This is a genomic window from Streptantibioticus silvisoli (assembly GCF_027947535.2).
GTDB lineage: Bacteria > Actinomycetota > Actinomycetes > Streptomycetales > Streptomycetaceae > Streptantibioticus_C > Streptantibioticus_C silvisoli.
Map to the genome: position 1 here is coordinate 147,272 of NZ_JAAGKO020000013.1, position 12,612 is coordinate 159,883.

8 protein-coding genes are annotated in these 12,612 nt (G+C 72.8%); 4 read left to right on the forward strand and 4 right to left on the reverse strand.

The window, feature by feature from the left end:
• The first annotated feature begins 424 nt into the window (after positions 1-424).
• Positions 425-4,366 carry a family 78 glycoside hydrolase catalytic domain gene (locus POF43_RS11985; protein ID WP_271323168.1) on the forward strand — a complete coding sequence of 1,314 codons (3,942 nt, stop codon included), beginning with the start codon at positions 425-427 and terminating at the stop codon, positions 4,364-4,366.
• A 98-nt stretch (positions 4,367-4,464) separates the two neighbouring features.
• Here the strand turns inward: POF43_RS11985 and POF43_RS11990 are convergent, their stop codons facing one another.
• The 3 genes from POF43_RS11990 to folE all read right to left on the reverse strand — a co-directional run bounded on the left by POF43_RS11990 (position 4,465) and on the right by folE (position 7,090).
• A complete protein-coding gene (locus POF43_RS11990; RefSeq protein ID WP_271323169.1) occupies positions 4,465-5,088 on the reverse strand; it encodes an NUDIX hydrolase in 624 nt (207 codons plus the stop codon).
• A complete protein-coding gene (locus POF43_RS11995; protein WP_271323170.1) occupies positions 5,085-6,380 on the reverse strand; it encodes an MFS transporter in 1,296 nt (431 codons plus the stop codon). The genes POF43_RS11990 and POF43_RS11995 overlap by 4 nt, the downstream gene beginning before the upstream one ends.
• A 176-nt stretch (positions 6,381-6,556) precedes the next feature.
• Positions 6,557-7,090, reverse strand: a complete 534-nt coding sequence (gene folE, locus POF43_RS12000; RefSeq protein WP_271314040.1) for a GTP cyclohydrolase I — start codon at positions 7,088-7,090, stop codon at positions 6,557-6,559.
• Positions 7,091-7,568: 478 nt separating this feature from the next.
• Here folE and POF43_RS12005 point away from each other — a divergent pair, with 478 nt between their 5' ends.
• Both POF43_RS12005 and POF43_RS12010 read left to right on the forward strand, forming a co-directional pair.
• Positions 7,569-8,198 (forward strand): MBL fold metallo-hydrolase, encoded by a 630-nt coding sequence (locus tag POF43_RS12005; RefSeq protein ID WP_282704548.1) that lies wholly within the window; start codon positions 7,569-7,571, stop codon positions 8,196-8,198.
• Positions 8,199-9,273: 1,075 nt separating this feature from the next.
• Positions 9,274-10,188 (forward strand): glycoside hydrolase family 16 protein, encoded by a 915-nt coding sequence (locus POF43_RS12010; RefSeq protein ID WP_271325591.1) that lies wholly within the window; start codon positions 9,274-9,276, stop codon positions 10,186-10,188.
• Between the two features lie 284 nt (positions 10,189-10,472).
• Here POF43_RS12010 and POF43_RS12015 read toward each other — a convergent pair whose 3' ends face one another.
• Positions 10,473-10,841: a DUF2267 domain-containing protein gene (locus tag POF43_RS12015; protein WP_271317513.1), complete on the reverse strand. Its 369-nt coding sequence runs from the start codon at positions 10,839-10,841 to the stop codon at positions 10,473-10,475.
• Positions 10,842-11,443: 602 nt separating this feature from the next.
• Here POF43_RS12015 and POF43_RS12020 point away from each other — a divergent pair.
• Positions 11,444-12,229, forward strand: a complete 786-nt coding sequence (locus POF43_RS12020; RefSeq protein WP_271317514.1) for an MBL fold metallo-hydrolase — start codon at positions 11,444-11,446, stop codon at positions 12,227-12,229.
• Positions 12,230-12,612: the final 383 nt, after the last annotated feature.

Below are 12,612 nucleotides of genomic sequence, written 5' to 3' on the forward strand. Positions count from 1 at the left end.
GCTCCGGGGCGGACGGCAGACCCCGGCACCTGCTCAGGGTGACGTTTCCCCCGGGCGCGGGAGTGCCCCGGCGCCGGTGGACGCACCGCAGGTCATCGGTGCTCGGGGCGGGAGATTGAAATGATTCAATCGCGTGGCGCGTCACGGTGAGTGACCTGCCCGGACCTCAACCGCCGTGCCGCATCGGGACGTTGGCCCGGTCCGCTCGGTTGCGTCTTGGTATGGCCGTGTATGTGATGCCCACCGGGGCGAAAGGGCGGCCCGGGAGAAGGCGGTCTTTGTCTCCGCCCTTGTCCGTGGCACGGACAACCGGTAAGACCATGGCAGGTACATGAAACGTTTCGATGAATCCCCATGGAAGCCCCCGGGAGGCACCACCGTGACTGCGTCCTTGAACCGAAGAGGCCGGCGGAAACGGACAGCGGTGCTGTCCGCGCTGGTCGTGACAGCGCTGGTGGCCACCCTGGGGGCCGCGGCCGAGCCCTCCTCCGCCCGGCGGCCCGCCGGCGCCCCGCTCGCCCCGGCGGGGCTGCGCGTCGACGGGCAGGCGTCGGACGCGCTGGTCGGCGAGGCGCGGCCGGTACTGGCCTGGACGGTCCGCGACAACGGCCGCGCCGAGGCGCAGACCGGCTACGAGATCCGTGTCGAGCCCGCGGCCGAGGGCGCGGCCGGCCGGCGGGAAGCCGGCTGGGACTCCGGGAAGGTGGCGTCGTCGAACTCCACCGACGTGGCCTATACCGGCCCCGCGCTGGTCAGCGACCACACCTACACCTGGTCGGTCAGGACCTGGAACACCCAGGACGAGGCGTCGGCGTGGTCCGCGCCGGCGTCGTTCGACACCGGCCTGCTCAACTCGTCGGACTGGTCCGCCTGGTGGCTGCGGCTGGACGACGGCGCGCTGGCCCGCGACGACTTCGACCTGACCAAGCCCGTCGCCAGGGCCCGGCTGTACTTCGGCGCGCAGGGGGTCGCGGAACCGCACCTGAACGGCGCGCGGGTGGACCCCACCGAGGTCCTCGACTCCTCGGTGACCGACTACGACTCGCGGGTGCTCTACCGCGACCTGGACGTCACCGGGCAACTGCGCCAGGGCGCCAACACCCTGGCGTTCATGGCGGGCAAGGGACAGTACAGCGGGGACCCGGTGCTCGCCGCGCAGCTCGACGTCACCTACACCGACGGGTCGACGGCGGCGTTCGGCACCTCCCCGTCGTGGAGGACGGCCGCCGGACCCGTGACCGGTGACGACTTCTGGTACGGCGAGAGCGACGACGCCCGCAAGGCGCAGCCGGGCTGGGACGCGCCCGGGTTCGACGACGGCTCCTGGACGGCGGCCCGCGCGCTGTTCCCCGTCGCGCACCCGGTGAGCCTGGCCCAGGGCAAGCCGGTCACCGCGCTGGACACCACGACCACCGCCGGCTGGTCGCCGGCCGCGCTCACCGACGGGATCGACGGCTCGGTCGACTCCTCCGAGGGCTACCACTCCAAGATCGAGTCGAGCCCCGACGTCACCGAGTGGGTCCAGACCGACCTCGGCGCCGACCGCGACCTGCGCACCATCCGGCTCTTCCCGGCGCGGCCCACCAACGACCCGGCGGGCGACCTGCCCGGCGTCGGCTTCCCGGTGCGGTACAAGGTCCAGGTCAGCGACGACCCGACGTTCGCCACGGCGACCACCGTCGTCGACCGGACCGGCGCCGACCAGCCCGCCCCCGGCGCCTCGCCGGTCGTCCTGCCGGCCGACACCACCGGCCGGTACGTGCGCGTCACCGCCACCAAGCTCCAGTGCGAGGGCAGCAGTTGCACCTTCCGGCTGGCCGAACTGGGCGCGTACGGCGCCACGCCGTCGACCGGCTACGACTCCCTGACCGAACCGCAGGCCGACGTGACCCCGCCGACCCGGGTCGTCTCGACGGTCGCACCGGTCAAGGAGACCCGCCCCGCGGCGGGTGAACGCGTCTACGACTTCGGCCAGAACCGCACCGGCTGGGTCACCGTCCGGGCCGACGAGCCGGCCGGCACCACGGTCGTCATCAAGCAGGGCGAGATGCTCGCGTCCGACGGCCAGGTCTCCACCGCCAACATCAGCTTCTCGGCGAGCGACCCCTCCCGGCAGACCAACCACTACACCTTCAGCGACGCCGGAACGCAGACGTACGCCCCGCACTTCACCTACGCCGGGTTCCGCTACGCCGAGCTGACCGGCCTGCCCGACGACGCGCAGGTCACCGTCACCGCGCAGGTCGAGCACACCGGCGTGGCCACCACCGGGCAGTTCAGCACGTCCGACCCGCTGCTGAACAAGATCCAGGACGCGGTCGCCCAGACCCAGCTCAACGACCTCCAGTCCATCCCGGAGGACTGCCCGACCCGCGAACGGCACGGCTGGCTCGGCGACGCCGGCGACTCCGACCAGGAGGCCATGAGCAACTACGACATGCAGTCCTTCTACGACAAGTGGCTCGGCGACATCGTCACCAGCGCCAACCCCGACGGCAGCATCCCGTCCGTCGCGCCCGCCAACGGCGGCCAGAGCTCGTGGAACACCGACCCGGCGTGGGGCACGGCGTACCCGCAGATCATCTGGGACTCCTACACCCAGTACGGCAGCGAGCAGCCCATCATCGACAACTACGCGCACGTCAAGGCGTGGGTCGACTACCTGGGCACCATCAGCGACGCCGACCACGTCGTGACCGGCTCCCCGACGAGCTGGGGCGACGACTGGCTGTCCACGGTGAGCACGCCGCACCAGTACTTCCAGACCGCCTTCTACTACCTCGACGCGAGCCTGCTGGCGAAGATGGCCACCGTCACCGGCCACCCGGCGGACGCCAGCCACTACAACGACCTGGCCCAGCAGGTGCGCACGGGATTCCTCAAGCGCTACTTCGACCAGGACACCGGCGTGTTCGGCAACGGCTCGCAGCTGTCCTACGCGATGCCGCTCGTGCTGGGCCTCGTCCCGGCCGGTGACGAACAGACCACCCTCGACCGGCTGGTCCAGGACATCGCCGCGCACGACGACCACGTCACCACCGGATTCGTCGGTACCACCTACGTCTTCCAGGCACTCGGCGCGTACGGCCGCAACGACGTGGCCCTCGCCGTCGCCGAACGCCAGGACTACCCGAGCTTCGGCTACATGGTGGACCAGGGCCCCGGCACCATCTGGGAGAAGTGGGACGACTCCGCCGCCCCGGACGGCACCTCCTCCAAGGACCACATCGGTCTCGGCGGTTCGATCGGCCAGTGGTTCTACCAGCAGCTCGCCGGCATCCAGCCCGGTGACAGCGGCTCCGCGTACAGCAGCCTCACCCTGGCGCCCAGCGTGGTCGGCGACCTCACCCACGTCTCGGCCCGGCAGCAGACCGTACGCGGAACGGTGGAGAGCTCCTGGCAGCGCGACGGCGGCGACCTCACCTACCACGCCGTCGTGCCGGTCGGCGCGACCGCGACGATCCGCCTGCCGCTGCTCGGCGGCGCGCAGTCCACGGTCACCGAGAGCGGACACACCGTCTGGACGGCCGGCCACGCCGCGCAGTCCGACCCGGGACTGACCACCGGCGCGGCCGGCGGGACCACGCTGACCCTGACGGCCGGCTCCGGCGACTACACCTTCACCGTCACCCCGCCGAGCACCCCGGTCACCCACCTCACCGTGACGGCGAACGACGCGGCGCCCGTCAAGGCCGGCACCGGCTCGGACGCCGTCGCCGCCGTCGGGGCCGCCTCCACCGGCACCGGATCGGCCACGGTCAGCGCCCGGGCGCCCAGCGGCTGGACCGTGACGGCGGCCCCGGCACAGGTCCCGCTGACCCCGGCGAACTCCCTCACCCTCACCACCTTGCACGTCACCGTCCCCGCCGACGCCGCAAGCGGTACCTACCAGGTGCCGGTGGAGGTGCGGGCGCCGGACGGCACGGTGGCCGACACCACGATGGGGGTCCCGGTCTTCGGCAGCTGGCCGTCCGGCACCACGGCGACGGCTTCGAGCTTCCACGCGCCCAACGAGGTCGACGGCGCGACCCGCACCTACGACCCGGGGAACGCGGTCGACGGCAACACCGCCACGTTCTGGAACGACGACAGCCAGAACGTCTATCCGGACACCCTCACCGTCACCGCCCCGACCGCGGTGGCCCTCAAGGGCGTGGCCTTCGTCTCGATGTCCGACGGCGTCCCCACCGACTTCACCGTCCAGACGTGGGACGGAACGCAGTGGACGACGCGGGCGAGCGTCACCGGCAACTCCTCGGTGAGCCGCTGGGTCCCGTTCGCCGCACCGGTGACCACGACCCAGGTGCGGGTGGTCGTCACCGGGACGCAGGACGGCTTCTCCCGGATCGCCGAGCTGTCGCCCTGACGCGGCGTCAGCAAGTGTGAACCACCGCACGCACGCGGCCCGTTGACGGCGGCCGGTGTCCGGGGCGCGAGTCCCGGGCACCGGCCGCCGGTCGTCGGTCAGCGGTCGGCGCGCTGCGGGTGCTCGGCGCTGAGTGCTGCCGCGTGCCGGTCGATGACGTGCCGGACGGCGTAGGTGAGGTGGCGGGACCGGGCCTCGTCGAGCGTCAGCCAGACCGGCGCCCCGCCCTCCTCGTTGACCGTCACCTCCGGCGCGGCGGCGACCTCCAGGAGGTAGGCGTGCCACAGGTGTGCGTCCGATCCCCGGCGGCAGCCGTCGCCCAGCAGCGGGTCGCTGGCGATATGCCGCACGCCGGCGCCGGGAATTCCGACCTCTTCGCCGAGTTCCCGCACCGCCGCCGCGGCCGGGGATTCACCGCGGTCGACATGGCCCGCCGGCACGGTCATGGCGAACGGAAAAGCACGCCGCTGGAAGAACAGGAACCGGTGCAGGGAATCCCGGACGAACACACCGGAACTCTCGTGCCAGTATTCGCCGTTCCTCCCCAGCCACCAGGAGATTCCCGGATCGATGATGACGGCCCGGTCGGCCCGTTCGCCGCACGCGTGGCAGACGCATTTCCTCCTGCCGTCCACGACGATCCATTCGACCGCCTCCGCACGGCAGTACAGGCAGTATTCGTGATAGCTCTCGTCGTTAGGGACGAGGGAATCGATTCTCATTCCGTCCCCCGGGAACGCGGCCCGTCCGGCACCCGGTCGGAACCGGTACCCGGACCGGGATCGGGGCCCGCCGGCGGTGTCGGCCGAGGCGGGGCCGGTGCCGGCGAGGCGGCGACGCGGACGGTCAGGACGAGCAGTCCGTAGGTCGCCCCGGTGAACAGCGACGCCAGCGCGGTCGTGGCCTCCCAGCCGGCCCGGCCCACCGCCAGGCCGAAGAGCGGCGGCCCCAGCAGGACGCCCAGGCTGCCGAACTGCGACAGGGAGCCGTTGACGAGGTCGATGTCCTCGATCCGCCGGGCCACGTCCGGAACGACGGCGAACACCGCCGAGATCAGCAGCCCGTCGACGAACAGGACGACGCCCGCCGCCCCCACCACCGCGCCGAGCGGCACCCCCGAGGAGAAGGCGGGCAGGCAGCCGAGCGGCATCAGCACCGCCAGCGGCACCAGGGCCTTGACGGCGACCCCGCGCCCCAGCAGCCACGTCGCGAACAGCCCGCCCAGCGCGCTCAGCAGCGAGACGAGGGCGGTGGCGCTGCCCGCCTCGGCGCCGGTGGTGTGCCGGACCCCGGTCAGGAAGTCCGGCAGCAGGACCAGCACCGCGATACCGACCAGCGACAGGCAGGCATACGCCCCGGCCGGGCCGAGGGACCGGGTCAGCGTGCCGCCGGCCACCGACCGCCCGGTGACCGGCGGGGCGGGCAGTCGCGGCAGGACGAACGTGAGCACACCGGCCGCCAGCAGCGGACCGACGCCGGTGACCGCCAGCCAGCGGTGCCAGGCCGGTCCGGGGGCCAGGGCGCCGCCCACCCCGGTGGCCAGGGCGAGCCCGACCGGCACGCAGCTGCCCCAGGCGGCGAGCGCCGCCGTCCTGGCCCGGCCCCGGGTCAGCCGGGCGACCACGGTGGGCCCGGCCACGAAGACCAGCAGGTACCCGGCGCCCTCCAGCACCCGCGACCCCAGCAGCGCCGGCCACGAGCCGGACAGCCCGCTGCCGCCCGCGGCCGCCGCGATCACCAGCAGGCCGAGGACCAGCGCGTCACGGGCGGCGTAGCGGCTGATCCACCGTCCCGCCGGAATGCCGAACGCCGCCCCCACCACGGTCATGCCCGACGTGGCCCAGGCGACCGTGCCGAGCGACAGGCCCAGCGACGAGCGGACGGCGGAACTCACCGGTGAGACCGCCCCCAGACCCACCGCCGCCTGAACCCCGGCGAGCCAGGTCACCCCCACCTGCCGCCACGCGATGGCGGAACCGCCCTCGCCGCGGCTTCCTGCGGACCTGCGGAGCACTCGGTTCTCCCTCTCACCAACCCCCGCGCAGCGGGGGCACCCAGCCGTCGAGCGGCCCGTCGTCGGCGCTGTCGCTTCCGCCCGGCCCTCCTGCGGCCTTCCCCCGTCGGCGGCCCGTGTCCCAAGGACTCCACGTCTGGCGGGAGGGCGCTCCGGCTCCCGCCGGACGGCCCCGGTCAGCCGGCCAGGCCGTAGCCGACCAGGAGCTGCTGGTCCCCGGCGACGTAGGAGGTGTCGGTGATCGCGGTCTGGTCCGACGGCCCGCGGCTGCACATGCACATGTGCCTGCCGCTGGACGTCACCCGCACCGCCCGCGCGCCGCCGGAGGACATGATCTCCTCGGCGATCTCCTTCACCAGGTACTCCTGGATCTGGAAGCGCCGGCTGTACGCCTGGACCAGGCGGGGGAACTTCCCCAGACCCAGAATCCGGTCCCCCGGCACGTACCAGATGCTCACCTTTCCGAAGAACGGCAGGAAATGGTGGGCGCAGATGGAGAAGAAGTTGTTGTCGTGGACCTGCACGACACCGGTGTGTTCCCCTTCCACCAGACAGGTCGTCTTGAGGATCTTCGAGGCGTCCACCTCATAGCCGCTCAGCAGTTCCCGGTAGGCGCGGACAATGCGGTCCTCGCACTCCGGTCCGCTGTACCAGCGGAGTGCTCTGTCGTCGATGGTCACATTCTGTTTGAGCCACTGCGCGATGGTCACAGCCATTCCCTTCCGGTCCCGTCAAACGGAACCGAGCGGACTCGGATGGAGTAACAAGACAGTGGCATTGCGAACGTTATTTTTCGAGAGCTTTCCGCCAAGGCCACTCAATGAGAGCAATGCTGCGAGGAGCACATCGTCAGGAAATACTTCAGGCGTCCCCGCTGCGGTGTGCCCCGCCCCTCCCCGGACGGCGGAACGCGGCGAATCCGGGCCCGCGCGGGCCGCCCCGACGGGCCGTTCCGGTTCACGGCCGCGCGGACCACCTGGTACAGATGATCACGACCGAACGACACACCACGACGAAAGAGTGCCGAGCGATGATCCCTGAAAGCCGCCGGGCCTCCGTCCCGGGCGCGGACGAACGCGAGCGGGTGCGGACCTGCGCCCCGGCACACCGGCGGACGGCGGCGGGCGGCCGGGCAGCCGGTGCCGGCGGGCCGGCCGCGGTCCCGTCGCGTCCGGCGGTGACGCGCTGATGGCCGTGCGCGTCGAACACCTCGTCACCTCCGGCACCTTCTCGCTCGACGGCGGCACGTGGGACGTCGACAACAACGTCTGGCTCGTCGGAGACGACACCGAGGCGATCGTCATCGACGCGGCGCACGACGCCGACGCCATCGCGGCGGCCCTCGGCGACCGGACCCTGCGGGCCATCGTGTGCACCCACGCCCACAACGACCACATCGACGCCGCCCCCGAGCTGTCCGACCGCACCGGCGCGCCCGTCCTGCTGCACGCCGACGACCTCCCGCTGTGGAAGCGCACGCATCCGGACCGCGCCCCCGACGGCGACCTGACCGACGGTCAGGTGATCACGGTGGCCGGTACGGAACTCACCGTGCTGCACACCCCGGGCCACGCCCCCGGTGCGGTCTGCCTGCACGCGCCCGCCCTCGGCACTGTCTTCACCGGAGACACCCTCTTCCAGGGCGGCCCCGGCGCCACCGGGCGCTCCTTCTCCCACTTCCCGACCATCGTCGACTCGATCCGCGAGCGCCTGCTCCCCCTCCCGTCCGCCACCCTGGTCCGCCCCGGCCACGGCGACACCACCACGGTCGCCGCCGAACGCCCCCACCTCCAGGAGTGGATCGACCGGGGCCACTGAGGCGGGGCGGGGCGGGGGCGCCGCGCCGGGGGACTCGCCGGGCGGTGCAGGGCGGGGGCGCCGCGCCGCGGGACTCGCCGGGCGGTGTAGGGGCTGCGGCGTCGCGGGACGTGGCGGGCGGTGCGAGGCCCGCCACGCCGCGAGACTCGCCGTGCGGTGTGGGGTCCGCCGGCGCTCGGCGCGGGGCGGCTGCCGGACCGGGCCGGCGGGGAGGCGGCGTTGAGCCCCCGGATGAGCCCGCTCGCCGCGATGCCCCGCTCAACGCCCGCGAGCCCGGCCGGCGCCGCGATGATCCGCCCGACTCTCCGCCTGACATCCGCCGCCGCGATGCCCAACTCAACGCCCGCGAGGCTTGCCCAACGCCGCGACGCCCCACCCAACTCCCCGCCGGAGGCTCGCCGCCGCGACGCCCCCCGACGCCGCGATGGACGCCGCAGCCCTTAAGGTGCTCCCGTGAGCCCCGTCGGACTCGAATGCGCGGTCGCGCGGTCGGACGGTTGCGAGCGCATACGTGTACCCGGAAACGCGCGCCGAATGCGCGGTGAATCGGTGAATGCGCGGCATGGAATGTGGAATCTTTGGGGTTCCGCTCACGGGCCGTGCCGATTCGGTGGAGGGCGTGCGGCGTGCGAACGTCCGCACGCGTGATCACGTTCGGCCGGGCGGGAGTGGTTCCCGGGGGCTGCCGCGCTGGTGGATCGGTGCGCGTGGAGTCTCCGATCCGGTGCCGGAGCGGCCCGCCGAGGGGGGAATGACCCCAATTCGGCGCTCGCGCGGACCTCTTGACCCCCCATTGGCCTAGACCGATACTTCCCGAGGAACGAAGCCCTGTGACGAAGGTTACGTTCCTGCGCACACCGCTCCACCGTCTTCATGCTCAGTCTCCCGGCTTTCTGCTACTCGGCTTCCGGAATTCCCCCCACCGCCGAGCAGCGAATTCCGGGGCCCGAAAGGCTGAACACCGTTGCCGTGCTTTCCAGTTCGGGCGGCGGTGCATCACTCAGCGGTCGTCGTGGTGATCCGGCCCGGCGGTCGATGGATTTTTTGGGAGTCGCAGATGAGGTCCAACCCCAGAATGAAGAGCACGCTGCGCGGCGCGCGCTCGACGTTCAAAGCCTTCCGCCGTCAGGCGGCCCTGCTCACGGTGGGCCTGCTCGCCGTCTTCGTGGCCTTCCCGACCGCGGCGAGCGCCGATCCGGTGCCCGGTCCCCCCGCGGGCTGGAGCACCGTCTTCAGTGACGACTTCGCCGGCGGGTCGGGCAGTGCGCCGTCCGGCCAGTGGATGTACGACACCGGCCCCGGTTCGAACTTCGGCACCGGTGAGATCGAGACGATGACCAACTCGTCGAGCAACGTCTACCTCGACGGCAACGGTCACCTGAACATCACCGCCCTGAACAACGGCGGCGCCTGGACGTCGGGTCGTATCCAGACCACCAGCGCCAACGTCGGCGCGCCGGCCGGCGGCAAGCTGGAGGTCACCGCCTCCATCCAGCAGCCCAACCCCGGCAGCGGCTCCGGCTACTGGCCGGCGTTCTGGATGCTGGGCCCGGGCCAGTGGCCCGAGAACGGCGAGATCGACATCATGGAGGACGTCAACTCGCTCTCCGACGTGGCCGGGACGATCCACTGCGGCACCGACCCGGGCGGCCCGTGCAACGAGGGCAACGGCATCGGCAGTGGTCTTCAGGCGTGCGGCGGCTGCCAGACCGGCTTCCACACGTACTCGATGATCCTCGACCGTACGGACGCCTCGAACGAGTCCATCACGTTCTACCTCGACGGCAACCAGTACTTCAGCGTCAGCGAGGGCCAGGTCGGCGCTTCCACCTGGCAGGCGGCTTTCGACCACAACCTGTCGATCATCTTCGACCTGGCGATGGGCGGCGGCTTCCCCAACGGCCAGTGCGGTTGCACCACGCCGAGCGGTTCCACCAGCTCGGGCGGCACGATGAGCGTCGGCTACGTCGCGGCGTACACCACCGGGTGACCCCGGCGGCGCACTGACCGGAGGGCGGACCACCGATCACGGTGGTCCGCCTTCCGGCGTTTCTGCCTTCCGCTCTCTGCCTTCTGCCTTCCGCCTTCCGGCGTCCGCCGGGCGTCCACGACCTCGGTCCCGGGGCGCCGCGCGGACCGGACCGTCACCGCGGGTGCCGGCCGGCACACCCGGCGCATCCCGGCACCGACCTCTCACGATCCGTGCCGAACGCGTCACACCGGGTCCCCGGAGCGGCGCCCCGGGCGCACAGGGTGGACGCCCGCCGACCGGTCCTACGGGATCTTCTGGAGGAACCGGTGGCCGAGCTGCGACATCGCGTCGCTGAACTCGCGTTCGCTGACCGCCTCGCGGAGGGTCGCCAGCACCGCCCGGACGCCCCGGTCGCTCTCGGCCTCCGACAGTCCGGTGTGCTGCTGGACGCGCAGGACCGCCTCCCGGAAGTCGAGCCGTTCCCGGTGCGCGGCTTCCTGGCGCGCGTACTCCCGCAGTTCCGCGGGGAGTTCGAGCGCGAGGTCCCGCGCCTCGCCGGAGCTGAGCATGTGCCCCAGCAACTCGACGGTGGCCCGGCTGAGGTCCGCGGATTCCTCGCGCGACAGACCCGTGCGCGCGGCGACCGACTGAACGAATTCCGGGAACTCCATGGATCGTCCTCTCGTCGTGATGAGGCCCGGGCCGCACGCGGGGGCGACGTCGTTCACGGGGTCCTCGCCAGGCGATGCCCCGGACGCCTTCGGCCGACCGCTGCGGCCGCCGGACCGCCGACCGCCACACAGTGGACGCGGCGGACACAATGCCCAGGGTAGGCGTGATCCCCGCCGTCCGCAGGGGCCGGGGCGTGCCGCGATCCGGGCGGGGTGCGGGAGCTCCGGTGGGGGAGGGTGGACGGCTCCCGAGCGGGTGCGGGTGGCCCGGTGCGGAGGGGGCGCGGCTTCCGAGCGGTGCGGAGGCGGGGCGCCCGGTGCGGAGGGTGCGCGGCTTCCGGGCGGGAGCGGGGCGCCCGGTGTGAAAAGCGCACGGCGCGGGGTGGCGGCGTCGCCCGGAGGTCGGCACGGGTCGGAGCGACTCGGCCGTCGACCGGCGTTCCGCCCGAAACACCTCGGCCGCCCGTTCCGGTGAAGGGCCGCCGAGGCGCCGGGCGGACGTGTCAGACTGCGGGATCATTCCGCCGCCGACCCAGCGGTGCGGACGACGTCGGCGCGAGGCGCCGCGCCGCCGGCCGGCCGAGCCCGCGAGGACGTCTGCTGTGAAAGTCCACCACCTCAACTGCGGGACCATGCGCATGCCCACCGCCCCCATGGTGTGCCACGTCCTGCTGGTCGAGACCGACCGCGGTCTGGTGCTCGTCGACTCCGGCTACGGGCTGGACGACATCGCGGAACCCGCGCGGCGGTTGGGGGCGATGCGGCACGTCGTCAAACCGGCGTTCGACGTCCGGGAGACCGCCGCCCACCAGGTCGAACGGCTCGGCTTCCGGCGCGACGACGTGCGGCACATCGTCGTCACGCACTTCGACGCCGATCACATCGGGGGCCTGTCCGACTTCCCGCACGCCACGATCCACGTCACCGCGGCCGAGGTCTTCGGGGCGATGGTCGCGCCGTCCCGGCGGGAGCGTATGCGGTTCCGGTCGGCGCAGTGGGCGCACGGGCCTGTCATCGTCGAGCACCGCCCCGACGGGGAGAAGTGGCGGGGGTTCGCGGCGGCCAGGGAACTCGACGCCGTCGCTCCCGGAATCGTCCTCGTCTCGCTCCCCGGCCACACCCGGGGCCACGCGGCCGTCGCGGTCGACGCCGGCGCCCGCTGGCTGCTGCACTGCGGCGACGCCTTCTACCACCACGGAACGATCGACGGCCGCTCCCGCGGGCCGGCCGCCCTGCGCGCGATGGAGTCCCTCGTCGCGTTCGACGGCGCGCGGGTCCGCGACAACCACGCCCGCCTCGCCGAACTCCACCGGCGGGCCGACCCCGACCTGGCGATCGTCTCCGCGCACGACCCGGACCTGTTCGAACGGATGCGCGCCGGCGGGTAGCCGACGCCTCGGCCACACGGCCCGCCCGCCGACCGCGCCACCGCCGTCGCCGGATCGCGGGTGCGGCCGTCGCGGGCGGGGCTCGCCAACTCCTTCGCCCCGGGGCGGGCCCGGCCGGGTGAACGCAACGATGCGCCGTTCCTCCGCGCACACCCCGGCCACCCCTTCAGCCCCGAGGGTCGGCCCGACCGGTGGTTCGCGACCGCGCCCACGTTCTGCGCGGCCTCCGGTCATCTCGTCGCACCGGAGGCCGGCCCGACCGGGCGAGCGCACCCGTGCGCCGTTCCTCCGCACGGGCGTTGCCCTCGCCCCGCCCCAACTCGTCAAGCACGCCCCCGCGCACCCCCGTACCCCACCCCCGCCGGCCCCATCGCCCCGAAGCC